General features: G+C 64.5%; 25 protein-coding genes, 2 tRNA genes and 4 pseudogenes. 15 read left to right on the top strand and 16 right to left on the bottom strand.

Features of this window, described 5'->3' with window-relative positions; translation table 11 throughout:
• Complete coding sequence (locus GT370_RS11730) at positions 1-1,410, top strand: NAD(P)(+) transhydrogenase (Re/Si-specific) subunit beta (protein WP_008494444.1); 1,410 nt, start codon at positions 1-3, stop codon at positions 1,408-1,410.
• A gap of 170 nt (positions 1,411-1,580) precedes the next feature.
• Here GT370_RS11730 and GT370_RS11725 read toward each other — a convergent pair whose 3' ends face one another.
• From GT370_RS11725 to metF, 4 genes and pseudogenes are all read right to left on the bottom strand, one after another.
• Positions 1,581-1,733, bottom strand: a complete 153-nt coding sequence (locus GT370_RS11725) for a hypothetical protein (RefSeq protein ID WP_155992657.1) — start codon at positions 1,731-1,733, stop codon at positions 1,581-1,583.
• 137 nt (positions 1,734-1,870) lie between these two features.
• Entirely contained in the window at positions 1,871-2,746 is an 876-nt protein-coding gene (locus GT370_RS11720; RefSeq protein ID WP_008494446.1) for a 50S ribosomal protein L11 methyltransferase, read from the bottom strand.
• Complete coding sequence (locus tag GT370_RS11715) at positions 2,739-4,910, bottom strand: ATP-dependent helicase (protein WP_008494447.1); 2,172 nt, start codon at positions 4,908-4,910, stop codon at positions 2,739-2,741. Before GT370_RS11715 ends, GT370_RS11720 begins: the two co-directional genes overlap by 8 nt.
• A pseudogene (gene metF / locus GT370_RS11710) lies at positions 4,907-5,844 on the bottom strand (methylenetetrahydrofolate reductase [NAD(P)H]). Before metF ends, GT370_RS11715 begins: the two are co-directional and overlap by 4 nt.
• Before the next feature lie 159 nt (positions 5,845-6,003).
• On the opposite strand from metF, the gene GT370_RS11705 reads away from it, so the two are divergent.
• Positions 6,004-6,795: an MlaA family lipoprotein gene (locus tag GT370_RS11705; protein ID WP_008494449.1), complete on the top strand. Its 792-nt coding sequence runs from the start codon at positions 6,004-6,006 to the stop codon at positions 6,793-6,795.
• A 30-nt stretch (positions 6,796-6,825) separates the two neighbouring features.
• On the top strand, positions 6,826-7,446 hold the full coding sequence (locus GT370_RS11700) for an MlaC/ttg2D family ABC transporter substrate-binding protein (protein WP_008494450.1): 621 nt from the start codon (positions 6,826-6,828) through the stop codon (positions 7,444-7,446).
• Positions 7,447-7,487: 41 nt separating this feature from the next.
• Here GT370_RS11700 and GT370_RS11695 read toward each other — a convergent pair whose 3' ends face one another.
• Positions 7,488-8,672 (bottom strand): DUF2125 domain-containing protein, encoded by a 1,185-nt coding sequence (locus GT370_RS11695; protein ID WP_008494451.1) that lies wholly within the window; start codon positions 8,670-8,672, stop codon positions 7,488-7,490.
• A gap of 83 nt (positions 8,673-8,755) precedes the next feature.
• Between GT370_RS11695 and GT370_RS11690 the strand changes: the two genes are divergently transcribed.
• The 6 genes and pseudogenes from GT370_RS11690 to GT370_RS11665 all read left to right on the top strand — a co-directional run bounded on the left by GT370_RS11690 (position 8,756) and on the right by GT370_RS11665 (position 14,954).
• Positions 8,756-9,691 (top strand): bifunctional riboflavin kinase/FAD synthetase, encoded by a 936-nt coding sequence (locus GT370_RS11690; RefSeq protein WP_008494453.1) that lies wholly within the window; start codon positions 8,756-8,758, stop codon positions 9,689-9,691.
• Between the two features lie 118 nt (positions 9,692-9,809).
• Positions 9,810-12,561: pseudogene (gene ileS / locus GT370_RS11685) on the top strand (isoleucine--tRNA ligase).
• Positions 12,561-13,049 carry a signal peptidase II gene (lspA, locus tag GT370_RS11680; protein ID WP_008494455.1) on the top strand — a complete coding sequence of 163 codons (489 nt, stop codon included), beginning with the start codon at positions 12,561-12,563 and terminating at the stop codon, positions 13,047-13,049. Before ileS ends, lspA begins: the two are co-directional and overlap by 1 nt.
• Positions 13,050-13,059: 10 nt before the next feature.
• Entirely contained in the window at positions 13,060-13,620 is a 561-nt protein-coding gene (locus GT370_RS11675) for a DUF3035 domain-containing protein (RefSeq protein WP_008494456.1), read from the top strand.
• 114 nt (positions 13,621-13,734) lie between these two features.
• A complete protein-coding gene (copC, locus tag GT370_RS11670; protein ID WP_008494457.1) occupies positions 13,735-14,097 on the top strand; it encodes a copper homeostasis periplasmic binding protein CopC in 363 nt (120 codons plus the stop codon).
• Positions 14,097-14,954, top strand: a complete 858-nt coding sequence (locus GT370_RS11665) for a copper resistance D family protein (RefSeq protein WP_270183105.1) — start codon at positions 14,097-14,099, stop codon at positions 14,952-14,954. Before copC ends, GT370_RS11665 begins: the two co-directional genes overlap by 1 nt.
• A 182-nt stretch (positions 14,955-15,136) precedes the next feature.
• Here GT370_RS11665 and murA read toward each other — a convergent pair.
• From murA to GT370_RS11630, 7 genes and pseudogenes are all read right to left on the bottom strand, one after another.
• Positions 15,137-16,428, bottom strand: a pseudogene (gene murA, locus GT370_RS11660) (UDP-N-acetylglucosamine 1-carboxyvinyltransferase).
• A gap of 9 nt (positions 16,429-16,437) precedes the next feature.
• Positions 16,438-16,992: a dCTP deaminase gene (gene dcd, locus GT370_RS11655; protein WP_008494460.1), complete on the bottom strand. Its 555-nt coding sequence runs from the start codon at positions 16,990-16,992 to the stop codon at positions 16,438-16,440.
• Positions 16,983-17,147, bottom strand: a complete 165-nt coding sequence (locus GT370_RS11650; RefSeq protein WP_168118425.1) for a hypothetical protein — start codon at positions 17,145-17,147, stop codon at positions 16,983-16,985. The genes dcd and GT370_RS11650 overlap by 10 nt, the downstream gene beginning before the upstream one ends.
• 69 nt (positions 17,148-17,216) lie before the next feature.
• The gene (locus tag GT370_RS11645) at positions 17,217-17,669 is read right to left on the bottom strand and encodes a hypothetical protein (RefSeq protein WP_039885191.1); all 453 of its coding nucleotides are present in this window, start codon (positions 17,667-17,669) and stop codon (positions 17,217-17,219) included.
• Positions 17,666-18,082 (bottom strand): NlpC/P60 family protein, encoded by a 417-nt coding sequence (locus GT370_RS11640; protein ID WP_168118426.1) that lies wholly within the window; start codon positions 18,080-18,082, stop codon positions 17,666-17,668. The genes GT370_RS11645 and GT370_RS11640 overlap by 4 nt, the downstream gene beginning before the upstream one ends.
• Before the next feature lie 159 nt (positions 18,083-18,241).
• Positions 18,242-18,316, bottom strand: a tRNA-Gly gene (locus GT370_RS11635).
• Positions 18,317-18,338: 22 nt separating this feature from the next.
• Positions 18,339-18,413, bottom strand: a tRNA-Gly gene (locus GT370_RS11630).
• A gap of 145 nt (positions 18,414-18,558) precedes the next feature.
• Between GT370_RS11630 and GT370_RS11625 the strand changes: the two genes are divergently transcribed.
• The 5 genes and pseudogenes from GT370_RS11625 to GT370_RS11605 all read left to right on the top strand — a co-directional run bounded on the left by GT370_RS11625 (position 18,559) and on the right by GT370_RS11605 (position 21,797).
• Positions 18,559-19,497: a thioredoxin family protein gene (locus GT370_RS11625; protein ID WP_008494462.1), complete on the top strand. Its 939-nt coding sequence runs from the start codon at positions 18,559-18,561 to the stop codon at positions 19,495-19,497.
• Positions 19,498-19,992, top strand: coding sequence for an LON peptidase substrate-binding domain-containing protein (locus tag GT370_RS11620; RefSeq protein ID WP_333489931.1), 495 nt, complete (start codon positions 19,498-19,500; stop codon positions 19,990-19,992).
• Positions 19,989-20,177 (top strand): hypothetical protein, encoded by a 189-nt coding sequence (locus tag GT370_RS20870; protein WP_333489930.1) that lies wholly within the window; start codon positions 19,989-19,991, stop codon positions 20,175-20,177. Before GT370_RS11620 ends, GT370_RS20870 begins: the two co-directional genes overlap by 4 nt.
• Complete coding sequence (locus GT370_RS11615) at positions 20,174-20,368, top strand: Trm112 family protein (protein ID WP_008494464.1); 195 nt, start codon at positions 20,174-20,176, stop codon at positions 20,366-20,368. The genes GT370_RS20870 and GT370_RS11615 overlap by 4 nt, the downstream gene beginning before the upstream one ends.
• Positions 20,365-21,797 (top strand): annotated as a pseudogene (locus GT370_RS11605) (MFS transporter). Before GT370_RS11615 ends, GT370_RS11605 begins: the two are co-directional and overlap by 4 nt.
• A 44-nt stretch (positions 21,798-21,841) precedes the next feature.
• On the opposite strand, the gene GT370_RS11600 reads toward GT370_RS11605, so the two are convergent.
• Entirely contained in the window at positions 21,842-22,363 is a 522-nt protein-coding gene (locus GT370_RS11600; protein ID WP_008494467.1) for a SixA phosphatase family protein, read from the bottom strand.
• A gap of 79 nt (positions 22,364-22,442) precedes the next feature.
• On the opposite strand from GT370_RS11600, the gene GT370_RS11595 reads away from it, so the two are divergent.
• A complete protein-coding gene (locus GT370_RS11595; RefSeq protein WP_008494468.1) occupies positions 22,443-23,123 on the top strand; it encodes a DUF6134 family protein in 681 nt (226 codons plus the stop codon).
• Between the two features lie 12 nt (positions 23,124-23,135).
• Here GT370_RS11595 and GT370_RS11590 read toward each other — a convergent pair whose 3' ends face one another.
• From GT370_RS11590 to GT370_RS11580, 3 genes are all read right to left on the bottom strand, one after another.
• Complete coding sequence (locus tag GT370_RS11590; RefSeq protein WP_008494469.1) at positions 23,136-23,426, bottom strand: hypothetical protein; 291 nt, start codon at positions 23,424-23,426, stop codon at positions 23,136-23,138.
• Positions 23,427-23,720: 294 nt separating this feature from the next.
• On the bottom strand, positions 23,721-24,728 hold the full coding sequence (locus GT370_RS11585) for a ribonucleotide-diphosphate reductase subunit beta (protein ID WP_039885315.1): 1,008 nt from the start codon (positions 24,726-24,728) through the stop codon (positions 23,721-23,723).
• Between the two features lie 83 nt (positions 24,729-24,811).
• Positions 24,812-26,653, bottom strand: coding sequence for a ribonucleoside-diphosphate reductase subunit alpha (locus GT370_RS11580; RefSeq protein ID WP_008494471.1), 1,842 nt, complete (start codon positions 26,651-26,653; stop codon positions 24,812-24,814).
• Between the last annotated feature and the right edge of the window lie 15 nt (positions 26,654-26,668).

Raw genomic sequence — 26,668 nt, 5'->3', positions numbered from 1 at the left:
ATGAACCAGTCTCTCACCTCGTTTGCGTATCTCGTCGCGGCGGTTCTGTTCATCCTGGCGCTGCGCGGCCTTTCGCATCCCACCACCTCGCGCCAGGGCAACCGCTTCGGCATGATCGGCATGGTCATCGCCATCCTCGCCACCTTCCTGCATGGCGGGATGGATTGGGGCTGGGCGCTGACCATCATCCTGGGCATCGCCATCGGCGGTGGCATCGGGCTGGTGGTGGCGCAGAAGATCAAGATGACGGCGCTGCCGCAGCTGGTCGCGGCCTTCCACTCGCTGGTGGGTCTGGCCGCCGTGTTCGTCGCCACCTCGGCGCTGAACGCGCCGCAGAGCTTTGGCATCGGCACGCCGCACAATATCCATACCGAGAGCCTGATCGAAATGTCGATCGGCCTGGCCATCGGCGCGATCACCTTCACCGGCTCGCTGATCGCCTTCGCCAAGCTGCAGGCCTTGATGAAGGGCACGCCGATCACCTTCCCGGGCCAGCATAAGCTGAATGGCGGGCTGGGCGTGCTGATCGTGCTGCTGATCATCGCCTTCGTCGCTTCCGGCGGCAGCACCGTGCTGTTCTCGCTGATCGCCCTGGTGGCGCTGGCGCTGGGCTTCCTGCTGATCATCCCGATCGGCGGGGCGGACATGCCGGTCGTCGTCTCGATGCTGAATTCCTATTCCGGCTGGGCGGCGTCGGGCATCGGCTTTACCATCGGCAATTTGGCGCTGATCATCACCGGCGCGCTTGTTGGTTCCTCGGGTGCGATTCTGTCCTACATCATGTGCAAGGGCATGAACCGCTCGATCATCAACGTGATTGCCGGCGGCTTCGGCAATTCCGGCGATGCCGGGGCGGTTGCCGGCGCTTCCAACGGCGACAAGGCGGTGAAGCATGGCTCCGCCGACGATGCGGCCTTCATCATGAAGAATGCCTCCAAGGTGATCGTGGTGCCGGGCTATGGCATGGCGGTGGCGCAGGCCCAGCACGCGCTGCGCGAGATGGCAGACACGCTGAAGAAGGAAGGGGTGGAAGTGAAATACGCCATCCATCCGGTGGCGGGGCGTATGCCCGGGCACATGAACGTGCTGCTGGCGGAAGCCAATGTGCCGTATGACGAGGTGTTCGAGCTGGAGCAGATCAACAACGAATTCGCCACCGCGGATGTCGTCTATGTGATCGGCGCCAACGACGTCACCAACCCGGCCGCGAAGACCAACCCGGCCAGCCCGATCTTCGGCATGCCGATCCTGGAAGTCGACAAGGCCAAGACCGTGCTGTTCGTGAAGCGCTCGATGGCGTCCGGCTATGCCGGCGTGGAGAATGAGCTGTTCTTCAAGGACAACACGATGATGCTGTTCGGCGATGCGAAGAAGATGACCGAAGAGATCGTGCAGGCGCTCAATCACTAGAGCAATATGTGTTTAGGTTGACGCGGGAGCGTCAAGATAAACACATAAAATTGCTCGCAAAGACAAAAGTTAGAGCATCAAGCTAAAAGCTTGATGCTCTAAGACTGGGTGCCAGAAAGAAAAACCCAGGGCCTGAGGCTCTGGGGTTTTTGCGGACCAGGCCGGGACGCTTATTCAGCGGGCAGGGTGGCCGGCTTGCGGTGGAAGATCTTCGCGAAGAGGGTCTTCACGGCGCGGGCGATTTCCTGCGCGATGATCTGATTGCCTTCGGCGGCGGCGATCATGCCTTCGCCCATCGTCTCAAAGCTGCTCTTAAAGCTCATTGTTAAGCTCCTTCAAATGAGGGCAGTTGCCCAGGGTTGAAGGACGGCCTCCAGCTAAACCTTGATCCCTTATCCTCCCGGCTTCTGCTGCACTGCAACAAACGGCTTTGCATGGCAGTTTTGTCGGAATGGAAGGGTTATTTGCGCAGGGTCAGGATCGACCAGGCGCCATCGATGAGCTGGCGCTCCAGCCGCAGCCCGGCGCGGCGATGGCAGGAGAGCACCCAGTTCACCTGGGTATTGAGCAGCCCGGCCAGGATGGCGACTCCGCCCGGGGCCAGATGCGCGGCGAGCTGATGCGCCATGGCGCAAAGCGGCCGGGCCAGGATGTTGGCGAATACCAGATCGAACGGCGCGGCCTTGGTGATACGCGGGTCCTGCCAGCCATCGGCCTGGATGGCGCGGATCATGCCCTGCACCCCGTTCAGCTTGGCGTTTTCAGCGGCGACACGGGCGGCGCGGGGATCGATATCGGTGGCCAGCACGGGTTTGTGCAGCAGCTTGGCGGCGGCGATGGCGAGAATGCCCGAGCCGGTGCCGAGATCCAGAATCCGCCGCGGGTGGTGGTGCTTCACCAGGTCCGCGAGCGTGACGAGGCAGCCACGGGTGGAATTATGCTCGCCGGTGCCGAAGGCCAGACCGGCATCGAGCGTGATGGTGATCCGGCCGGGCAGCTTGGCATCCTGGATATGGGTGCCGCGAATGGCGAAGCGCTTGCCGATCAGTTGCTCCGGGAAGGCCTGCTGGGTGCGCGCCAGCCAGCCGCCGACCGGCACCAGACCGCGGGTGATCTCGGGCGAGACACCGGAGACCATTTCGGCGATCATCAGCGCGGCGGCGAGGTCGGCCTCATGTTCGCCGCGCTCCTTCACCCCTTGCAGGTCCCATTCATCGACATCTTCATCGTGGTAGAAGGAGACCGCGCGGCAGACGCTGGAGAGGGCGGCCTCGAACGTCTCCATCACCTCGGCCGGCACCCGCAGGCTGATGCAGTCCAGCAATTCCTCAGCCATCCTGGCGCTCCACGAAACGGTCCAGCACGCGTTTTTCTCCTGATGTCTCGAAATCGATATCCAGCCGGTCGTCATCGGCCGCGATCACCCGGCCATAGCCGAATTTCTGGTGAAATACCCGCGCGCCGACCGGGATTTTTTGCGCCCGGGCGGGCCTGGCCTGCACCTCCCAGGCATCCGGGCGGCGGGCCTGCAGGGGGAATTGCGTGGCGGGCAGGGCAGCGCGGGCGCCGGCGGGCTGGGCGGAGCCGGAACGGCGGATGACCTCTTCCGGCAGCTCCTCGATGAAGCGGCTGGGAATCGAGCTTTGCCAATTGGCATAGATGCGCCGGTTGGCGGCGTGCAGGATGATGGCGCGGTGTCTGGCCCGGGTGATGCCGACATAAGCCAGCCGCCGCTCCTCCTCCAGGCTCTTATTGCCGCCCTCATCGAGCGAGCGCTGGTTGGGGAACACGCCTTCCTCCCAGCCGGGGAGAAAGACATTGTCGAATTCCAGCCCCTTGGCGCCGTGCAGTGTCATCATCGAGACCTTGGCGCCGTCCTCCTGGGCTTCGGCTTCCGTCACCAGCGCGACATGCTCCAGAAATTCCTGCAGCGTGCCGAAATCCGCCAAAGCGCGGGAAAGCTCCTTGAGGTTTTCCAGCCGGCCCGGCGCGTCCGGGGCCTTGTCGGCCTTCCACATGGCGATGTAGCCGCTTTCTTCCAGCAGCGTGTCCAGCGCCACCACCGGGCCTTGCGCGGCGAGGATATCGCGCCATTGCGCGAACTGCTCCATCAGCCCGCGCAGCGTGGCGCCGAGCTTGCCGCGCAGCCCGTTCTCTTCGATCAGCTTCAGCGTCGCGTCATGCAGCGACAGCCCGTGCGTGCGCGCGGCTTCGTGCAGGTTGCGCAGCGCGCCATCGCCGACGCCGCGCTTCGGGGTATTGACGATGCGTTCGAAGGCCAGATCATCCGAAGGCTGGCCCAGCACCCGCAGATAGGCGATGGCGTCGCGGATTTCGGCGCGCTCATAAAAGCGAAGCCCGCCGACGATGCGGTAGGGGACGCCGAGGGTCAGCAGCCGTTCCTCGAAGGCGCGGGTCTGGAAGCCGGCACGGACCAGGATGGCGATTTCATTGAGGGATTCACCGGATCGCCACAGGCTCTCGATGCGGCTGCCCACGGTGCGGGCTTCCTCCTCGGAATCCCACAAGGAGATCACCTCAACCTTCTCGCCCTCGGCATTTTCCTTGCCGGAATGCAGGGTTTTGCCCAGCCGCCCCTCGTTATGGGCGATCAGGTGCGAGGCGGCGGCGAGGATGGGGGCGGTGGAGCGGTAATTGGATTCCAGCCGGATGATTTTCGCCCCCGGAAAATCCCGTTCAAATTTCAGGATGTTCTCGATCTCGGCACCGCGCCAGCTATAAATGCTCTGATCGTCATCACCGACACAGCAGATATTCTTGTGGCCCTGGGCGAGCAGCCGCAGCCAATAATATTGCACCAGATTAGTGTCCTGGTACTCATCCACCAGAATATAGCGGAAGGCGCGGTGATAATGCGCCAGCACTTCCGCGTCGGTCTTCAGCAGATGCACCATCAGCAGCAGCAGGTCGCCGAAATCCACGGCATTGAGCTGGCGCATCCGGGACTGGTAGGCGGCATAGAACTCGTCGGCGCGGCCATTGGCGTAGTCGGAGGCATCGGCCACCGGCACCTGGCCTGGCATATAGCCCTTGTCTTTCCAGCTCTGGATCTGCGCCATTAGCGAATTTGGCGGCCAGCGTTTGAAATCCACCTTCGCCGCGTCCAGGATTTGCTTGAGCAGGCGCAGCTGGTCGTCCGTGTCGAGAATGGAAAAGCTGTTGGTCAGGCCGACGCGATCGGCGAAGCGGCGCAGCATCCGGGCGCAGAGCGCGTGGAAGGTGCCGAGCCAGAGCCCTTCCACCGGCCCGCCCATGATCTTGGCGACGCGCTCGCGCATCTCCCGCGCCGCCTTGTTGGTGAAGGTGACGCTGAGAATCTGGTTGGGGAAGGCGCGGCGGCTGAGCAATATATGCGCGAAGCGGGTGGTGAGCACCCGGGTTTTGCCCGTGCCCGCCCCCGCCAGCACCAGCACCGGGCCCTCGGTGCTCTCCACCGCCTCGCGCTGGGCGGCGTTCAGCCCCTCCAGATAGGCGCTCAAGCCGCCGGGGCCTCCGGCTTCACGCCGAGGATGCGCGCGATGGCGTAGGTCAGGTCCGGCCGGTTCAGCGTGTAGAAATGAAACTCGTCGATGCCGTTGGCCTGCAGCAGGCGCACCTGCTCGGCGGCCATGGCGGCGGAGACCATGCGGCGGGTCTCGATGTCGTCGTCCAGACCGTCGAACATATCGGCCATCCAGGCGGGCACCGAGGTGCCGCAGGCCTCGGCGAAGCTCTTCGCCTGCTTGAAATTGGTCACCGGCAGAATGCCAGGGACGATCGGCGCCTTGATCCCGGCGGCCAGGGCCTTGTCCAGGAAGCGCAGGAAGATGGAATTGTCGAAGAATACCTGGGTGATGGCGCGGGTCGCCCCGGCATCGAGCTTGCGCTTGAGATTATCCAGATCCGCCTCGGGGCTGGCCGCCTGCGGGTGGGTTTCCGGATAGGCGGCGACCGAGATTTCGAAATCCGCGACTTTTTTCAGCCCTTCGACCAGATCCGCCGCGAAAGCGTAGCCGCCCGGATGCGGCGCGTAGGCGGCCCCACCCGGCATGTCCCGCGCAGCGCGACGATATGCTTGACCCCGGCCTCCCAGTAACGCTGAGCGACCTCGTTCACCGCCTCTTTGGTGGCGCCTACACAGGTGAGATGGGCGGCGGGGGTGAGGTCGGTTTCCTTGACCAGGCGCAGCACCGTGGCATGGGTGCGCTCCTGGGTGGAGCCGCCGGCGCCGTAGGTCACGGAGACGAAATCCGGCCGCAGCCTGGCCAGACGCTCGATGCAGGACCAGAGCTGGGCCTCCAGCGCCTCGGTCTTGGGCGGGAAGAATTCGAAGGAGATGGCGGGCGGGGCGGCGCCGTCGCGCGCCGGCAGCGGGGCGATGCGCTCGCCTTGCGCCCAGCGTTCCAGAGTGTGTCGGACAGGGGAATGGGTCATGGTCATCGTTCCGTAGAGGGGGTTGCTGTTACCATGCAAGTGGCGCGCAAGCCACAGCTGGAGGGGAAGCGATGGCGCGGTGCTTGACCCTGCTGTAATCTGCCTCACATGTGAGGGTGCCGCCGTATTTGCGGCCCGCAGCCAGGAAAGAAGTTAAGGATGAAGACGTCTTTGAAACGCCGGCTTACGCAAGGGCTGGCCATCACCCTCCCGGGCCTGGTTCTGGCCGGGGCGCTCACCGGCTGCGCCACCCCGCCGCCGAAATCCGACACGGCCGATTATCAGGCCTATCAGCAGCTGAACGACCCGCTGGAGCCGACCAACCGCGTCTTCTTCAAGGTCAACAACAAGCTCGATACCTATGTGATGAAGCCGGTGGCCAAGGGCTATGTGGCGATCACCACCCAGGGTATCCGCAACCATGTGGGGGATTTCGCCAGCAATATCGGCGAGCCGGCGCGGATGCTGAATTTCATGGCCGAGGGCCACCCCACCGATGCCGGCAGCGCCATGGTGCGCTTCCTGGTCAACTCCACCATCGGCATTGGCGGTATTTTCGACCCGGCCAGCGCCATGGGCTACCCCGAGACCGATACGGATTTCGGCATCACCCTGGCGACCTGGGGCGTGCCGCCCGGCCCGTATCTCTACCTGCCCGCTTTCGGCCCCTCCGGCGTGCGCGATGCGATGAATTATCCGGTTTCCTGGTTCGCCACCCCGATGGAGGCCGCCCCGGTGAGCGGCGCCCTGACCGATTTCGGCTATTCCGAGACCGGTATCCATCTGATCAATACCCGCGCCGAATATCTGCAGCCGATCGACCAGATCAACGCCACCGCCCTGGACCCCTATGCCACATTCCGGAGCCTTTATCGCCAATCTCGTGCCTCAGAGCAGAAGCAGGTTGAGCAGCGCGACAAACGCACCTGGCCGAACTGGTACCACCAGTAAGCCTTATCATATCGAGGATTTCATAAACGCATGATGTTCCGTCGTTTCATTCTGGGGGCCGTGGCCTCCGCGCCGATGCTCGCCGCGATGGCGGGTGCCGCCCATGCCCAGGCGATGTCCCCGGACGCCGCCAAGAGCTTCATCACCCAGTCCGGCGACAAGCTGGTCGCCATCGTCGACGGGCCAGGTTCGCAGAGCCAGAAGGCGAGCCAGCTGCGCGATCTGGTCAACCAGATCGTCGATGTCGATCAGGTCGGCGATTATGTGCTGGGGCGCTATATCAATGTCGCCACCCCGGCGCAGAAGCAGCAATTCCAGAGCCTGTTTCACCAGCTGCTGAGCTATAACATCACTTACCAGATCAAGGCCTATCAGGGGGTGAGCTTCACCGTGAACAGCGCCGCCCCGCAGGGCAATAACGTGCTGGTGGACACCACCGTGACCGCGCCGGGCAAGGCGCCGGCGGATGTGGGCTGGGTGGTGCAGGATGAGAGCGGCCAGCCGAAGATCATCGATGTGATCGTCGCCGGGACCAGCCTGCGCATCACCACCCGCAATGATTATGCCGGGGTGATCACGGATAATGGCGGCCAGGTTTCGGCGCTGTTGAAGGCGATGCAGGGGCAGATCAACAAGATCGCCAACCAGTAACGGCGCCCGGTTTACGAAAAAGGGGCCTTTCGGCCCTTTTTTTATGGCGACGCGGCGCCGGAGCCATCGCCCGGGGCGGTGGCCGGGGGCGGCGCGGGCGGCGGCGGGTTGAGCAGCTTGTCCCAATCCAGCGGCGGCATGTCCCCGGTGCGGGTGTCGTTGATGAACACGCCATCCTTGCCAAAACGCGTCTGCACCGCGAGCATCTGCCCATCCTGGGCGTTGCTGGAGATATAGGGCGAGAAGCGGGCCTGGGCCTGCGCCACCCAGCCTTGCAGGAAGGGGTAGGATTTGGTCAGCGCCGCGCTCAGCGCGTCCAGATGGTCGGCCTTCAGGCTGGAGGCGCCGGAGGGCTGGCCGTTCGCGTCGAAAACCGTATGGCCGGCGGCGTCCAGCTGGCTGGGGCCCAGCGCCAGATGCGCCTTGCCGGTGGCGCTGCCGCCCGCCATTGCCCATTGATGCAGCGCCTGCAGGATGAATTTATGCCGCGCCGTCTCATCCGGCAGCGCGGCCTCCTGGCGGGCCAGGCTTTGCCAGTCCAGCGGGCCGGAGAGCCGCACGGAGAGATCCAGCCCGGCCAGCTTGCCATCGAAGGGCAAATTGATCAGCCGGGCGAGGATCGGCGAGAGCGCGAAGCCGCGCATCTGGAGGGTCGCCGCCAGGGCCGTCTGGCCCTTGCCGGCGGTGGCGTCCAGCGCCTGGTGCAGCACCAGGCTGTCGATGCTGGCCACCTGCAGGCTGCCATTGCTGGCCAGCAGATTAATGCCGGCGAAACGCGCATCCCCGGCGCGCACCGGATTGTCGGTATGGCCGAGCCAGACGCCGGGATTCAGCCGCTCGGTCATCTGCGCCACGGCGAAGGTCAGCGCGCCCGAAGCGCGGGGGGTGGAGATGTCGAGGCTGTGCGGCACGTCGATATGCAGGATCAACGGGCGAAGCAGGTCGATATGCGCGCCGAAGCTGGCGGCGTGGAGCGAGAGCGGGCCGGCGCCGGGGGCGGGGGTTTCGCTCCAGCGCGGATTGACCAGGGTGACGCTGGCCACCAGCGGCGAGCGGCTGCTGGTCAGGCGGTCATAGCTGATTTGCACCGTGCCGCTGGCATTGATCTGGTCGATCTGCGCCGTCACCAGCTGTTTCAGCCGCATTTCCGCATAGAGCCACAGCCCCAGCCAAAGCAGCGCCAGCACGATGACCAGCCCGATCAGCCCCTTGAGTATCCGGCGCATGTGCGATCCTTCCCGCATTTGTTCGCGTCCATCTTCTGCAATACCCTTGACCCGCGGCCAAGGGTGGGGGCTTTAGCACGGGCATGAAGATTTATTCGGATTGGCGGACAGTGCCGGTGGCAGCGCGCGGGGCCAGCGTGGCGCTGGGCAATTTCGACGGTGTGCATATCGGCCATGCGGCGGTGCTCCGCGCCGCGCATGCCGCCCGGCCGGACGCGCCGCGCGCGGTGCTGACCTTCGAGCCGCATCCGCGCGAGTTCTTCCGCCCGCAGGATGCGCCATTCCGGCTGACCCTGGCGGCCGAGCGCGCGGCGGCTTTGCAGGCGCTGGGGGTGGACATCCTCTACCAGCTGCCGTTCGACGCGGAATTCTCCCATCTCACCGCCGAGGCCTTCGTGCAGGAGATATTGTTCAAGAGCATCGGCGCGGTGCATCTCTCCTGCGGCGCGGATTTCGCCTTTGGTCACCGGCGCGGCGGGGATGTGGCGTTTCTGGCGGACCGGGCGGAAAATCTCGGCATCGGCTTGTCCATCGTCCCGGCGGTGGCTGACGCGCAGGGGCCCATCTCCTCCAGCCGCATCCGCCGGCTGCTGCAGGATGGCTATCCTGAGCGCGCCGCAGCACTGCTGGGCCGGCCTTATTCCATTCGCGGCCCGGTGCTGCATGGTGATGCGCGCGGGCGCACCATCGGCTTTCCCACCGCCAATATCGAGCTGGGCCGGCATCTGGAGCCGCAGCGCGGGGTTTATGCCGTCACCACCCGCATCGGGGCCAAGCTGGTGAAGGGGGTGGCCAATCTCGGCCTGCGCCCCACCGTGGGCGGCACCCAGTCCCGGCTGGAGGCGCATTTCTTCGATTTCGAGGGCGATCTCTACGGCCAGGAGCTTTCGGTGCAGCTGCGCCATTTCATCCGCGATGAGCAAAAATTCCCCTCTTTCGACGCGCTGAAGGCGCAGATCGCCCGGGATGCGCGCGAAGCCCGGCACGCGCTTGACGCTCTGCCCGGCGCGGCCACATAAGATGCGCATGACCGGCCAAATCGCCCGAATTATATCGCCTGCCCGGGCCTGAAACGGGTTTTTCCGCGCAAAGCTGCTTCCGCCGAGTCATTCTTACGCCGCCAGGTGATCTTTTCCCATGACCGAACCGACCGATTATAAAGCCACCGTGTTCCTGCCGCGCACGGATTTCCCGATGCGCGGGGAGCTGCCCAAGCGCGAGCCGGAAATGCTCAAGCGCTGGGCGGAGATGCATCTCTGGACCAGGCTGCGCGAGGCAGCCCAGGGCAAGACCCCGTTCGTGCTGCATGACGGCCCGCCTTACGCCAATGGCAATCTGCATATCGGTCACGCGCTGAACAAGATTCACAAGGACGTCATCAACCGCGCCCAATCCATGGCCGGGCGGGATGTGGATTACATCCCGGCTGGGACTGCCACGGCCTGCCGATCGAATGGAAGGTCGAGGAAAAATACCGCGCCAAGAAGCTGGATAAGGACCAGGTGCCGGTGCTGGAATTCCGCAAGGAATGCCGGGAGTACGCGGCGCATTGGCTGGATGTGCAGTCGGCCGAGTTCCAGCGCCTGGGCGTGATGGGCGATTGGGCGGCGCGCTACGCCACCATGGATTTCGCCTCCGAGGCGGCGATTGCCGGCGAGATCGGCAAATTCCTGCTCAATGGCGCGCTCTATCGCGGCCTGCGCCCGGTGATGTGGAGTCCGGTGGAAAAGACCGCTTTGGCGGAAGCCGAGGTCGAGTATCACGACAAGAAGGATACCGCGATTTATGTACGGTTCCCGGCGGCGGAGGCGGATCTGGCCGGTGTCGCCATCGTCATCTGGACGACCACGCCCTGGACCATCCCCGGCAATCGCGGTCTCGCTGCGGGACATGAGCTGGAATACGCGATCGTCACGGTGAAGGAGGTGGCGGAGGGCGGCCTGGCGGTGGCGGGCGAAAAGCTCATTGTCGGGGTCGAGCTGCTGGAGGGCTTCGCCAAGGAGGTCGGCATCACCGGCTTCGAGATCGGTGAGCGCTTCAAGGGCGCGGAGCTGGAGGGCAAGCGCTTCTACCACCCGCTGGCCAAGGCCGATCCGGGCTATGATTTCACCGTGCCGGTGATGCTGGGCGAGTTCGTCACCATGGAGGCGGGGACGGGCATCGTGCACATGGCGCCGGGCCATGGCGAGGATGATTTCCAGCTCTGCAAGGCCAATGGCATTTCCGTGCCGGATACGGTGGCCGATGACGGCACCTATTACCAGAATGTGCCGCTTTTCGCCGGGGTGCATGTGTACAAGGCGGCGGACCCGGTTTGCGCGGCGCTCACCCAGGCGGGCAATCTCGTGCATCGCAACGAGTTCATGCACTCCTACCCGCATAGCTGGCGCTCCAAGGCGCCGCTGATCTATCGCGCCACGGCGCAGTGGTTCATCGCCATGGATGGCGACGGCAAGATCCGCGAGAAAGCCCTGGACGCCATCGACGCGACCAAATTCGTGCCCGAGATCGGCCGCAACCGCATCCGCGCCATGGTGGAGAGCCGGCCGGATTGGTGCATCTCGCGCCAGCGCGCCTGGGGCGTGCCGATTGCCATTTTCGTCGATAAGCGCAGCCATGAGCCGCTGCGCGACGAGGCGGTGGTGAACCGGGTGGTGGAGATTTTCACGGCAGAAGGTGCCGATGCCTGGTATGCCCGCCCGGCGGCTGACTTCCTTGGGCCGGACTATGACCCGGACAATTACGAGCAGATTTTCGACGTCGTCGATGTCTGGTTCGAATCCGGTTCCACCCATGCTTTCGTGCTGGAAGCGCGGGGGATGAAATGGCCGGCGGATGTGTATCTGGAAGGCTCGGACCAGCATCGCGGCTGGTTCCAGTCCTCGCTGCTGGAGGCGGTGGGCACGCGCGGCGTGGCGCCGTTCAAGGCGATCGTCACCGATGGCTTCGTGCTCGATGAGCAGGGCCGGAAAATGTCGAAATCGCTCGGCAATGTCACCGCCCGCAGGAGGTGAATGACAAATACGGCGCCGATATTCTGCGCCTCTGGGTGCTGAATTCGGACATCTCCGAGGATCTGCGCATCGGCCCGGAAATTTTGAAGCAGCAGGCGGAGCTGTATCGGCGGCTGCGCAACAGCTTGCGCTGGATTCTGGGTTCGCTGGACGGGTTCTCCGAGGCTGAGCGGGTGCCGGTGGCGGATTTCCCGGATCTGGAGAAATTCCTGCTGCACCGGCTTTCGGAGCTGTACGCGAAGCTGCAGGCGGCGGTGGAGGGGCATGACTGGACCGGCGTGTACCCTGCCATCCATCATTTCTGCGCCACCGATCTCTCCGCCTTCTATTTCGATATCCGCAAGGACAGCCTGTATTGCGACGCGCCCTCCGCGGCCACGCGCCGGGCCTGCCGCTCCTTCCTGGATATTCTGTTCCGCTGCCTGACCACCTGGCTGGCGCCGGCGCTGCCCTTCACCGCCGAGGAGGCCTGGATGGCGCGTTATGGCGCTGAGGCCTCCGTGCATCTGGAAGCCTTCGAGGAAGCGCCGGGCGCCTGGCGCAATGAGGCGCTGGCCGAGGGGTTCGCGCAGATCCGCGCGGTGCGCGGCGAGGTCACCGGGGCGATTGAGAAAATGCGCGCGGCCAAGGAGGTCGGCTCCTCGCTGCAGACGGTGGCGTTGCTGCCGACCCCGGCGAGCGCGCTGGGCAGCGAGGCCTTCTGGGCGGAAATCTGCATCACCTCCGGGGCGATGTTCGGCGATGAAGCCGGGGCCGCCGTGGCGCCGGGGCAGAAATGCGAGCGCTGCTGGAAAGTGCTGCCGGAAGTGGGCGCGAACCCTGCCCATCCCACGCTCTGCCAGCGCTGCTGCGAGGCGGTCGAGGCGCCGCGCTGATGCGGTTCCTCAGCGGGCTGATCGTCGCGATCCTGGTTTTTGCCGCCGATCAGGCGAGCAAATATGCGGTGCTGCATGTTTGGCATTTGCAGAACGGCCAGGTGCTCTCGCCGCTGCCGGTGCTGGACCTCGTGCTGGTCTGGAATCACGGCATCACGTTCGGGCTGTTCGCCGGGTTCAGCGCGAAGATTTTGCTGGCGGTGCTGGCCAGCCTGGTCGTCATCGCGCTGCTGGTCTGGATGGCGCGCACCACGGATTGGGTGGTGACCATCGCGGTCGGCGCCATCGCCGGCGGGGCGGTGGGCAATGTGCTGGACCGGCTGCGCTACGGCGCGGTGGTGGATTTCATCCATGTGCATATCGGCGCGCTGGCCTACCCTTGGGTGTTCAATGTCGGGGATTCGGCCATCGTCTGCGGGGTCATCGCGCTGATGATCGAGCAATTGCGCCGCAAGCCGCCTGTTGCGGCGGATCAGCGGGAAGGATAGGAAGACAGCCATGATCACACGCAGCGCCCTTGCCGTTCCGTCGACCATCCTGCTCGCTCTGGCGCTGGCCGGGTGCAGCGACAACATGAAGAAGAGCTTCGGGCTGGAAGCCAATCCGCCCGATGCCTATCAGGTCGGCACGCTGCCGCCGCTCTCGCTGCCGCCGGAGCTGGGCCAGCTGCAGACCCCGAATCCGGGCCAGCCGCCGACGCAGCAGGTGAATGCCGCCGAGCAGGGGGCGAACATCATCTCCGCCTCCAACGCGCTGCCCTCCGGGCCCCAGCAGATCTCGCCGGCCGGTGAAGCTTTCCTGAACCAGGCCGGGCCGACGCCGCAGGGCAATATCCGCGCCGAAGTGAACCAGAACGCCGCCGTCGCCAGCAAGTCGGGCAATTTCGTCGACAAGCTGATGGGCAGCAACCCGAACGCGCCGGCCGTGGTGAATGCCGATGCCGAGCAGCGCCGCCTGCAGGAAAACGCCGCCCTCGGCGAGCCCGCCACGAAAGGCAGCACCCCGCAGGAAAGCACCGCGCAGCCGGGGCTGTTCCAGCGCTTCCTGAACATGTTCTGATCGCGCCGTGGGAGGCGACGCCTCCCACGCATTTTTAAGTCGGGTTGGGACGCGAAGCTTCCCACGTGTGAGGCTTTGCTCTAGAGACGAGGTCATCTCGTCTCGGAGGATATCATGCGCCTGTCTCTGTTCGCCGCCGCCGCCAGCCTGATGCTGGCCGCCGCCCCGGCCGCTTTTGCCCATGCCCATCTGAAAGCCTCCACCCCCGCCGCCGGGGCCAAGGTGGCGCCCAGCACCTCCGCCTTGCTGCTGACCTTCACCGAAGCCGTGCAGCCGAAATTCTGCACCGTGACCGTGCTGGACAGCATGGGCATGCATGCCGAGCAAGGCGCGCCGCAAACCGTGCCGGGCCACCCGAACGAGCTGAGCGTGAAGCTGCATTTGCAGATGGCCGGCAAATATACCGTCGATTGGCACGCGCTCTCGGTCGATACCCATAAAACCCACGGCAAATTCAGCTTCACCGTCACCAATTGATGGATGACAGCGCCTGGCTGGTCCTGCGCGGGCTCTGCCGGGGGCTGCATCTGGCCGGGTATTTCGGGGCGTTCGGCACGGCTTTCTTCGCCGCCATGTTCGGGCCGTTGCCAGGGCTGAAACGCCTGGCCTGGGGCGGATTCGCCCTGGCGCTGGCCGGCGGGGCGGCCTGGTTCTGGCTGCAAACCGCCTATTTCGCCAGCGCCGACGCCCCCGCCAGCGTGTTTGCCGCTTTGCCGCTGGTGGCGGGCTATACACGCTTTGGCTGGCTTACCTTGGCACGGATGGGCGCGCTGCTGCTGGCCATGCTCTGCGCCCAGGCCGGGCGCTGGCGGGTCGCCGCCCTGCTGGCCGGGCTGGGCGTGCTGGCGCAATCCTGGCTCGGCCATGGCGCCGCCATGGGTGGTCCCGAAGGCAATGCCCTGCTCGCCTTCTCGCTGCTGCATATCGGCGCCGCCGCCTGCTGGCTCGGCACCCTGCCGGCATTGGCGCTGGCGGTTGCCCGCTCAGATACCCCGCAAGCCCTGGCACAAGCCTATTCCCGCCTCGGCCTCATCTGCGTCGCCCTCATCTTGGCCAGCGCCTTCCTGCAATATTGGCTGCTGATCGGTCTTCTCAGCGCCTTTCTCACCACCGGCTACGGCGCCGCCGCCCTGCTCAAAACCGTCCTCTTCGCAGCCCTGCTGGCCCTGGCCGCCCGCAACCGCTTCCGCCTCACCCCAACCCTGCCCGCCAGCCGCAAAGCCCTGCGCCGCGCCATCGCCTGGGAAATCGCCCTCGGCCTCATCCTCCTCGCCGCCGCCGGCGTGCTGATGCAACTGCCACCGCCAGCGATGGCGGGTATGGAGATGGGGTAGGGGCAAAGCAGGGGCGCTGCCCCCTGCACCCCCGCCAAGGGCCGGAAGGCCCTTGGAACCCACCCGGGTCTGTGAAGGGAGGGCCATTCACGCGCATGCGTTTTGAGAGGCGCCGTTGCCGGCCCTCCCTTCACAGACCCGAATAGAATGGGATCAAAGGGCCTCTCGGCCCTTTGCAGGGGTCAAGGGGGACAGCGTCCCCTTGCTCTGCCCCGTCCCCCGTTTTCAGACCAGCCGTTCGATCCGGGCGCCGCAGGCGGCGAGTTTGGCTTCGACGGCTTCGTAGCCGCGGTCGAGATGGTAGACGCGGGAGATGGTGGTTTCGCCTTGGGCGGCCAGGGCGGCGAGGACGAGGAGAAGGAGGCGCGCAGATCTGTGGCCATGACCGGGGCGCCGGTGAGGTGCTTGACGCCGCGGACGATGGCGGAGGAGCCTTGGATGTTGATTTTGGCGCCCATGCGGCTGAGCTCCTGCACGTGCATGAAGCGGTTTTCGAAGATGTTTTCGGTGATCAGCGAGGCGCCGTCGGCGACCGTCATCAGCGCCATGAACTGGGCCTGCATGTCGGTGGGGAAGCCGGGGAAGGGCTCGGTGGTGACATCGACCCCGTGCAGCCCGTTGGCGCGGGTGACGCGGAAGCCGTTTTCGGCTTCGGTGATGATGACGCCGGCTTCGTTGAGCGCGGTGAGCACGGCGCCGAGGTCGGAGGCGCGGGCGTTTTCCAGGAACACATCGCCGCCGGTGATGGCGGCGGCACAGGCATAGGTGCCGGTCTCGATGCGGTCGGGCAGGATGTCATGGTGGGCGCCGTGCAGGCTGGTGACACCGTGGATGGTCAGGGTGTCGGTCTCCAGCCCCTCGATTTTGGCGCCCATGGCGATCAGGCATTTCGCGAGATCGGTGATTTCCGGCTCGCGGGCGGCGTTTTTCAGCACCGTGATGCCATCGGCCAGGGAGGCGGCCATCAGCAGGTTCTCGGTGGCGCCGACGGAGACGAAGGGGAAGACGATTTCCGCCCCCTTCAACCCCTTGGGCGCGCGCGCTTCGACGTAACCGCCATCGAGCTCGATGGAAGCGCCCATCGCCTCCAGCCCTTTCAGGTGGAGATCGACCGGGCGGGTGCCGATGCCGCAGCCGCCGGGCAGCGAGACGCGGGCCTGGCCGAGGCGGGCCAGCAGCGGGCCCAGCACCAGGAAGGAGGCGCGCATCTTGCGCACGATCTCGTAGGGGCCTCGGTATTGGTGATCTTGCCGCCGAGGGTGACATCGCGCCCGGCGTGCGTCACTTCGATGCCGTGCTGGGCGAGCAGGTCGGACATCGTGGCAATGTCGGCCAGTTTGGCGACATTGGAGAGCACCAGCCGCTCATCGGTGAGCAGGCCGCAGGTCATCAGCGGCAGGGCGGCGTTCTTGGCGCCGGAAATGGCGATGGTGCCGGAAAGCGGCACGCCGCCGGTAATACGAATCGAATCCATGGTCTGAACTTACATCCTCGGCAGCGACACGCCGCGCTGGCCCATATATTTGCCCGCCTTGTCGGCGTAGGAGATCTCACAGGGGCTGTCGCCCTTGAGGAAGAGGAACTGGCAGATGCCCTCGCCGGCGTAGATTTTCGCGGGCAGCGGGGTGGTGTTGGAAATCTCGATGGTCACCTGGCCTTCCCATTCCGGCTCCAGCGGGGTGACATTCACGATGATGCCGCAGCGCGCATAGGTGGATTTGCCGAGGCAGATCACCAGCACATCGCGCGGGATGCGGAAATATTCCACCGTGTTGGTCAGCGCGAAGCTGTTGGGCGGGATGATGCAGACCGGGCCGGTGCGGTCCACGAAGCTGGCCGGGCTGAAGGCTTTCGGGTCGACGATGGCCGAATCGACATTGGTGAAGACCTTGAAATTCTCCGAGCAGCGCGCGTCATAGCCATAGGAGGAGAGGCCGTAGGAGACGACGCCGTCGCGCTTCTGGCTTTCCACGAAAGGCTCGATCATGCCCTTCTCCATCGCCTGTTGGCGGATCCAATGGTCGGGCATCACGGGCATGCGGGTTCGTCCTTCTTGTCGTCGGCGGGTTTGGCGCGGGCCTGGGCCTTGCGGCGGGCGAGATTGGCGCGCAGCGCGGCCGCCTTGGCCTCCGCGCGGGCGCGGTGTGCGGCTTCGGTTTTCTCGGTCCGGGCGGGAGGGGTAGGCGCCTTCATACGCAATGGTTCAAGCCGTGTCCTGCCGCTTGCGTCAAGAGGCGCGACGCGCAAGGCAGGGGGATCGGCTTAATTTGCTGAAACGCGGCGCAGCAGAAGGGTGGATTGACCTTCAAACGGATAGAGGGCGTGGTTCCGGTCTAGCAGGATCAGGCGGGTCACGGGCGGATAAGGCGGCGGACCAGGTGGTGTGGCGACCGCGCATTCGAGTATGACGAGGAAAGCCGTTTTGGCGTGGGCGTCAGCGGGCGGGAGCAGGGCGGCGCGATCCTCGGCGCCAAGGGGCGTGGTGATGTAGGCGGCGTTGGCTGGGCAATTTGCCGAGAGCGGGTCCTTGAAGCTGTCCGCCATGATTTTGATTTCGACCTGTAAGTCCGGTGGTGGGATGGCGGCACAGCCCTGGCAGAGCTGCGCCGTCACCCGCCAGATGCCAATCAAGTCTGGCGGCGCGGGCTGGGCGCGGGCGATACCAGCCCAGGCCAGGACAGCGAGGCAGGAGGAGAGTGCGGCAAGGCGTGTCATGATGCCGGACCGATATAGCGGAAAAACCGGAACGGACGGGATCCCCACCATGGATTGCTGGTTTCGACCTGTCCTAGCCCGTGGCTTTGCATGCCGAGAAACCTTGTCGGCGAGAGCATGACCGCGACATGCCCGGGATAAATTCGTTTATCGCCACGCTTTACCTCGAGCCCGACCGCTGACGGTGGAAAATAGATGATGTCGCCGGCTTGCGGTTGGCCAATGACCGGCTGAAATAGCAAGCGGTCCTCGGCAATCATTTTCGAGCTTTCCCGTCGAAAAAGAGGATTGATCTTTTTCAAGGTGAGCCAGACAAAATATGAACAATCGAAAGCTTGATCAGAGAGGGGTGGCGTTGCGTAGCGGGCGGTTGCGTGAGCCGCAGCCGCTTGGAGCGCCGCACTGGCAATCATATCGCCTCGCGACCGCGTGGGTGCCGCTCCATCTGGCATGAAATTGCCCTGATATGTTTCTGTTGTGATGCCTTAAGCCTAAGCGGGATGACCCGATCTGTAAATTCGGATGCCTATTGCCGGGCGGCCTTAAAAAGCTCAGCTTGGAACGACCGGATCTGGAGCGGGCGAAGGGATTCGAACCCTCGACCCCAACCTTGGCAAGGTTGTGCTCTACCCCTGAGCTACGCCCGCGCGCTACAGACACCGTTTTAATTGGAGCGGGCGAAGGGATTCGAACCCTCGACCCCAACCTTGGCAAGGTTGTGCTCTACCCCTGAGCTACGCCCGCTCGCGGCGTGGGAGGCTCTTTATAGGCAGGCGCGGGGATTGCAAGCGGGCGAAAACGGGTTTCGCCGGGTGTCGCGCTTTGGGGTGGGAGGCCGCCAGCGCATCCTATATATAAGAGCCAGGAAACATTGAGACGGAAGCAGATCATGAGCACGCTGTTCAACGACGCGCCCAGCGCGCAGCCGGCCGGGGCCGCGCCCTTCATCATCGATGGCGACCAGGCGAATTTCATGGCCGATGTCATCGAGGCGTCGCGTGAGCTGCCGGTGCTGGTGGATTTCTGGGCGACCTGGTGCGGCCCGTGCAAGACGCTGACCCCGGCGCTGGAGCGGGCGGTCACCGCGCAGGCCGGGCGGGTGCGGCTGGTGAAGATCGATGTCGATCAGAATCAGGCCCTCGTCGGCCAGCTCACCCGCATGGGGCTGCCGCTGCAATCGGTGCCGACGGTGGTGGCGTTCTGGCAGGGGCAGATCGCGGATACGTTTTCGGGTGCTGTGCCGGAGAGCGAGCTGAAGCGCTTCGTCGAGGGGTTGCTGAAGCTGGCAGGCAGCGCGGCGCCGGGTGAGGCGCTGATCGCCGAGGGCAAGGCGCTGCTGGAGCAGGGCCAGGCCGAGGCGGCGGCGCAATATTTCGGGGCTGCTCTGCAGGAAACGCAGGACAAGCCAGAGGCCTGGGGCGGGCTGGTGCGCGCGTTGCTGGCGCTGGGCGAGGAAGCACAGGCGCAGGAGCTGCTGGGCCAAGTGCCGCCAGCCTTGGCCAATCATGCCGAGATCACCGGCGCGCGCGCGGCTTTGACCCTGGCGCAGGAAGGCCGGCAGGCGCAGTCCGCCATGGCCGGGCTGGAGCAGCGCCTGGCCGCGAACCCGGACGATCATGAGGCACGCTACGAGCTGGCGACGGCGCTGAACGCCAGTGGCGCCCGCGCCGAGGCGGCTTCGGCGCTGCTGGAGATCATCAAGCGCGACCGCGCCTGGCACGAGGACGGGGCGCGGCTGCAGCTGCTGAAATTCTTCGAGGCCTGGGGCATGGACGACCCGGCGACGATGGCGACCCGGCGCAAGCTCTCTGCCCTGTTGTTCAGCTGAATGGCGATCATCATCCCCCGCCTTGAGGATCTGCCGGAGGAGTTCCCGGTGTTTCCCCTGCCCGGGGCGCTGCTGCTGCCCGGCGGGCAGTTGCCGCTGAATATTTTCGAGCCGCGCTATCTGGCGATGGTCGAGGATGCGCTGGGGCAGGGGCGCTATTTCGGCATGGTGCAGCCGGATCGGCGGCTGGCGCAGGGCGAGACCGGTCCCGGCCTGTACCGCACCGGCTGCCTGGGGCGGATTTCCAGTTTCGAGGAAACCGATGATGGGCGCTATCTGATCGCGTTGACCGGGGTGATCCGCTTCACCATCGTTGAGGAGACCGGCCTGCGCCGGGGCTATCGGCGGGTGCAGGCGGGGCTGGCCGGCTATGCGGCGGATCTCTCGCCCGAGCCGCTCCCGCTGCCATTCCCCGGCAGATTTTGCTGGATGCGCTGGGCCGCTATTTCGCCGCGGCGCAGGTGGAGGCGAACTGGGAGGCGATCGGCCAGATGAGCGACGCGGCCCTGGTCACCTCGCTCTGCATGGCTTGCCCGTTTTCGCCTGAGGAAAAGCAGGCTTTACTGGAAGCCCGTGACGCGGCGCAGCGCGCGGAGGCCTTGCGTGCCTTGCTGGAGATCGACGCCTTCGATGGCGGGCCGGGCAGGATAAAACGCCGAAAGCGAGTTGAGGTGGGATGAGTGTTGAAGCGGATGAGCCGGGGATCGACCCGCGCCTGTTGGAAATGCTGGTCTGCCCGGTGACGCGCGGGCCGCTGACCTATGACCGGGCCCGCCAGGAGCTGGTGAGCGAAAAAGCCCGGCTGGCCTACCCGATTCGCGATGGCATTCCGGTGATGCTGGCGGAGGAGGCGAGGCCGCTCGATCCATGAGCAGCGAGATCGAGCAGGAGATCGAGCCGGAGGTTCCCACCAAACGCATGCGGACCACGGCGATCATCATCGCCGTGGCCTTGTTCATGCAAAATCTGGATTCGACCGTGGTCACCACGGCGCTGCCGGCGATGGCGAAAAGCTTTCACATCGATCCGCTTTATATGAGCGTTTCGGTCACCTCCTATCTCATCGCGCTTTCGGTGTTCGTGCCGGCCTCGGGCTGGGTAGCGGACCGGTTCGGGGCGCGGCAGGTGTTTCGCGCGGCGGTGATCATCTTCACCCTCGGCTCGGTATTTTGCGGCATCGCGCCGAGTTTGCTGGTGCTGGTGGCGGCGCGGGTGGTGCAGGGGCTGGGCGGGGCGATGATGCTGCCGGTGGGGCGGCTATTGCTGCTGCGCTCGGTCAGCCGCAGCCAGATGGTGGCGGCGATGGCCTGGTTGACCGTGCCGGCGCTGCTCGGCCCGGTGCTGGGCCGCCCTTGGGCGGGCTGATCGTCTCTGTCGCCTCCTGGCGCTGGGTGTTCGACATCAATGTGCCGATCGGCATTGCCGGCGCCATCGCGGTGTCGATGTTCATTCCCGATGTGCGCGAGGAGGGGCGAGGCGGGCAGCTCGATCGTCTGGGGCTGGTGTTCTCGGGTGGGACGATGGCCTTCCTGATGATCGGCATGGAGACGATCGGGCGCGGGCTGATCCCGCTGCCCTGGACGCTGCTTGCCTTCCTGCTCGGTATCCTGGCCTGCCTTGGCTATTGGCGCCACGCCCGCAACGCCGCCAATCCGATCCTGGATTTCTCGCTGTTCCGGGTGCCGACCTTCTCGATTTCGCTGACCGCTGGCACCTTCTTCCGGGTGGCGGTAGGGGCGGTGCCGTTTCTGCTGCCGCTGATGTTGCAGCTGGGATTCGGCAAAACCCCCTTGCAGAGCGGCATGATCACCTTCGCCTCCGCCGCCGGGGCGATTGCGATGAAGCCGGCCGCGACGCCGCTGCTGACCCGCTTCGGCTTCCGTTCGGTGCTGATCTGGAACGGGGTGGCGGCGACGCTGATGCTGGCGGCGAGCGCCCTGTTCTCGCCAACCTGGCCGGCCTGGCTGATGGCGCTGGTGCTGCTGGTGGCCGGCACCTTCCGCTCGCTGGAATTCACCGCCTATAACGTCATCGCCTATGGCGATATTCCGCGCTCGCGCATGTCCGCCGCGACCACGCTCTACACCACTGTGCAGCAGCTCTCCTTGACGATGGGGGTGGTGGTGGGAGCGGCGAGCCTGGAGATTTCCAGCTTCCTGACCGGGCACGCCACACCCAGCCTCAGCGATTACGATATCGCTTTCATCGTGGTCAGCCTAGTGGCGCTGCTGGCCTCGCCGCTTTGCGCGCGGCTGCCGCGCGATGCCGGAGATGCGCTGACCGGGCATCGGGCAGGGTGAAATGAAAGTCGGGGGCCGCGGCGCGGATGCCCCCGAAACCTTCGTTATGCCAGGTCCTTGGCCAGCAGGAAGCGTTTGAGGCTGGATGTGCCGGGGCCGAGCTGGCGCCAGCTGCTGGTGACCAGGAATTCCGAGAGGCTGGCGGTGGGGTAGCCGGCATCGATCCGCGCCAGCGTGGCATCCGCCCGGCTCTCCCCTGCCAGGCTCAGCGCCAGCTCGTGCAGGCCGGGATTATGGCCGATGACGATGGCGCTGCGCACCGTCTCCGGCAGGTCGCGCAGCGTGTTCAAAATCTGCGGCGGGGTGGCCATATAGAGCTGCGGCAGCTGGTCGATATTCGGCCATTCATCCCAGACCGTCGCATCCTCCAGCCCTTCCAGCGTCTGCTGGGTGCGGGTGGCGGTGGAGACCAGCACCACCTCTGGCGCCAGCCCGGCGCGGCGCATGGCGGCACCGACACGCCGCGCCGCCTCGCGCCCGGTCTCGGTAAGGGCGCGGTCATGGTCGGACTGGCCCTCGGCCTGCGGTTCGGCCTTGGCGTGGCGAAGGAGAATCAGCTGGTGCATGGGGCGATTGTGCCATGGTAAAAGGGCGCTGTCGCCCCTATCTCAGGCGGCAAATGAACCGGACGGAGTGCAGACGCGCATGATGCAAGGCAGGCTGGAGCGGCGTGGATTTCTGGCGGGGGCAGCGGCGTTGACGGCGGCCCCATGGGCGCCGGCGCAAGCCGTCTCCGCCCTGCCGGTGCCGCCCAGCGGGCAGATGCGGTTTCAGATTCTGCGCAATGGCTCGCCGATCGGTGAACAATTGATGACATTCACCCAGGATGGCGATGGGCTGAAGGTGGATATCCAGGCGGATATGGTGGTGACCATCGCCGGGATTCCGGTGTTTCGCTATCGCGGCCATGCCGTGGAGCAATGGCGGGGGGATGCGTTTGTCGGGCTGCAGAGCCAGGTGAACCATAACGGCACCCTGCTTTCGGTGCAGGCGAGCCCGATTCCCGGCGGCTTCGCGGTGCAGGCGACCAAGGCAGGGGATTATCAATATACCGGCACACCGCCGATGCTGCCGCTCACCTACTGGAACCGCGCCATGCTGCAGGCGATGATTCTGAACGTGGAAACCGGGCGGCACTACCCGGCCATCGTGAATTCGCCGGGCTGGAACAAGCTACCGGACGCGAATGGCGGCACCATTCTCGCACAGCGTTTCGACGTCACCGGGAAGCTGCATCTCAGCATCTGGTACGACCAGCGGAACCAATGGTCCGGCCTGGCCTTTCACGTCGATGGCTACGAGATGTTCCGCAAATACGTCGCCTGAGCGGGCGGCCGGTCAGGCGACGGCTTCGTCCGGATGGCGCAGATGCCAGAGGCGCTCATGCGCCGCCACCAAGCTCTCGATGCTCTTGCGGCGGTTGGAATCCGGCGGAACCGTGCGTCGGGTCAGCATCGATTCAAGAATCCGCAGCAGCTGCTCGGCAATTTCGTAATCGCCTTGATCGCAGGCATGATGGAAGGCGAGCAGAATCTTGTCCGACAGGCGGCGGCTATAGCGCGGCGTGCCACCCGAAGCGCGGGCGCCACCAGCTTCAAACTCTTCATCGGGGCCTTGAAAACCTGACATGGTGCGTTTCGATCCGAGTTTACAACGTTTCGTTAACTTAACGGCTTAAAAGATGGCAGGGCGCTGCCGTAATGATGTAGGTCAAGCGTCCTGCGAAGTCTGCCAAGTCCGGGCTCTCAATATTCACCTCCCTTTCATAGGAGGTGTGGGTTGAACTCTCCACGGCGTGATTCTTAAGAGAAATTTAGACTTCGCGCTACAGAAAAAACAAGCCCCTGGAAAAGAACGAAAAAATTCGTTCCATCCAGAGGTTGACGTTAAATGAAATTTAAGTACGATATCGTAAAATTTATCTCAACCTCCCGTGGTGGGTGTGTCGAAATCGGCGAAGGCGTCTTCCCAGCTGCCCGAGGTCGCCGCCTTGCTGTACTCGGTCGAGCGGTTCTCGAAGAAGTTCGTGTGCTCGACGGCGTTGAGCATTTCATCCAGCCAGGACAGCGGGTTCTTCTCGACGTGGAAGAGCGCGTTGAGCCCCAGACCGGCCAGTCGCCGGTCCGCGATATAGCGGATATAACGCTTGACCTCGGCGGCGGTGAGCCCTTCCACGGCCCCGAACTCGAAGGCGAGATCGATGAAGGCGTCCTCATGGTCGACGATGGTGGCACAGGTCTGGTACAGCTCCTGGCGCAATTGTTCGGACCACACCTCGGGGTTTTCCGAGATGAAGGTGAGGAATAATTTCGTGATCGAATCGCAATGAAGTGATTCATCGCGCACCGACCAGGTGATGATCTGCCCCATGCCCTTCATCTTGTTGAAGCGCGGGAAGTTCAGCAGGATGGCGAAGGTCGCGAAGAGCTGCAGCCCCTCGGTAAAGGCGCCGAAGGCGGCTAGGGTTTTGGCGATTTCATGCTTGCTCTCCATCGAGAAGCTGTGCATGTAATCGTACTTGTCCTTCATCTCCTTGTATTTGAGGAAGGCCTGATATTCGAGTTCGGGCATGCCCACCGTATCCAGCAGATGCGAATAGGCGGCGATATGCACGGTCTCGATATTGGAGAAGGCCGAGAGCATCATCAGCACTTCGGTGGGTTTGAAGACCTGTGAATATTGCTTCATGTAGCAATTATTCACCTCGACATCCGCCTGGGTGAAGAAGCGGAAAATCTGGGTCAGCAAATTGCGCTCGCCTTCGGTGAGCTTCTTGTGCCAGTCGCGCACATCCTCCGCCAGCGGCACTTCCTCGGGCAGCCAGTGCACGCGCTGCTGGGTCAGCCAGGCCTCATAGGCCCAGGGATAGCGGAAGGGCTTATAGACCGGGTTTTCGGTCAGCAGGTCCATCTTCGGGGCGTGGTCGGTCATGTCGCGGCTTTCCGTCAATCGGCGTCGGTTTTTCGCCGCTTTTTGAGAAAAGCGGCACCAAAACTTTTATAACAAGTCTTGCCTTACTGGCAGGCGAGGCATTCTTCGTAATTTGCCGTGGGCTCGGCGGGCTTCAGGGCGGCGGTGGGTTTCTTCTCGGACACCGTATCGGCGCGCTGGATGGAGAGTGAGCGGCAATAATAGAGCGATTTCACCCCCCGTTTCCAGGCCTGATAATGAATCTGGTGCAGATCGCGCTTATTCACATTCGCCGGCAGGAACAGGTTGATCGACTGGCTCTGGCAGATAAAGGGGGTGCGGTCGGCGGCATGCTCGATCACCCAGCGCTGGTCCAGCTCGAAGGCGGTTTTGAACACGTCTTTCTCATGCGGGCTCAGGAAGTCCAGATGCTGGACCGAGCCCTTGTTCACGGTGATCGAGGACCAGGTGTCCTCGTCGTCGAAGCCATGCGCCGCGAGCACCTTCTTCAGCGCCCGGTTGCGCACCGAGAAGCTGCCCGAGAGCGTCTTCTGCAGGAACACATTGGCGCTGATCGGCTCGATCCCCGGCGAGGCATTGCCGGCGATGATCGAGATCGAGGCGGTGGGGGCGATGGCGATCTTGTGGGAGAAACGCTCCTGGATGCCGTAATCCGCCGCATCCGGGCAGGCGCCGCGCTCGGCCGCCAGGGTTTTCGAGGCCGCATCCGCCTGGGCGCGGATATGCTTGAACATGCGGGTGTTCCACACCTTCGCCATCACGCTCTCGAAGGGGATGGAATTGTCCTGAAGGAAGGAATGGAAACCCATCACCCCCATGCCGACGGAGCGCTCGCGCATCGCCGCATATTTGGCCCGCTCCATCGAATCCGGCGCCTTCTGGATGAAATCCTCCAGCACGTTATCGAGAAAGCGCATCACATCCTCGATGAAGCGCTCATCCTGGTGCCATTCGAACCAGGTCTCCAGATTGAGCGAGGAGAGGCAGCACACTGCAGTGCGCTGCTTGCCATATTGGTCGATGCCGGTGGGCAAGGTGATCTCGGCGCAGAGATTGGAGGTTTTCACCTCCAGCCCGGCCAGCTTATGCTGCTGCGGGCGGGCATCGTTAACATGGTCGGAATAGATGATGTAGGGCTCGCCCTGCTCGATGCGGGTGGTGAGGATGCGGATCCAGAGCGCGCGCGCCGAGATCGAGCGCACCACGCTATGGTCCTTCGGCGAGCGCAGCCCCCACATCTCGTCCTGCTCCACGGCGCGCATGAAATCATCCGAGATCAGGATGCCGTGATGCAGGTTGAGCGCCTTGCGGTTGGGATCGCCGCCGGTCGGGCGGCGCATATCGACGAACTCCTCGATCTCCGGATGCCAGACCGGTAGATAGACCGCCGCCGAGCCGCGCCGCAGCGAGCCCTGGGAGATCGCCAGGGTGAGAGAATCCATCACCCGGATGAAGGGGATGATGCCGGAGGTTTTGCCGTTCTGCCCGACCTTCTCGCCGATCGAGCGCAGATTGCCCCAATAGGAGCCGATGCCGCCGCCCTTGGAGGCGAGCCAGACATTCTCGTTCCAAAGCCCGACAATGCCATCCAGGCTGTCGGTGGCTTCGTTGAGGAAGCAGGAGATCGGCAGGCCGCGATCCGTGCCGCCATTGGAGAGCACCGGGGTGGCGGGCATGAACCACATTTTGGAGATGTAGTCGTAAAGCCGCTGGGCGTGGGCCTGGTCGTCGCCATAATAGGAGGCGACACGGGCGAAGAGGTCCTGATAGCCCTCGCCGGGCAGCAGATAGCGGTCGTCCAGCGTGGCGCGGCCGAAATCGGTCAGCAGCGAATCGCGGCTGCGATCGACATTGACCCGGAAGCGGCCCGGCATCTGCACGCCGTCATCGAGCAGCGGGGCTTCCGGCTTGGTCATCATGTTCATCGCTGCCGATACTCC

Source organism: Acidocella sp. MX-AZ03, from assembly GCF_027626035.1.
GTDB classification, from domain to species: domain Bacteria; phylum Pseudomonadota; class Alphaproteobacteria; order Acetobacterales; family Acetobacteraceae; genus Acidocella; species Acidocella facilis.
The sequence above is the reverse complement of the archived record's forward strand: the minus strand, read 5'-3'. Positions and strand labels throughout refer to the sequence as shown.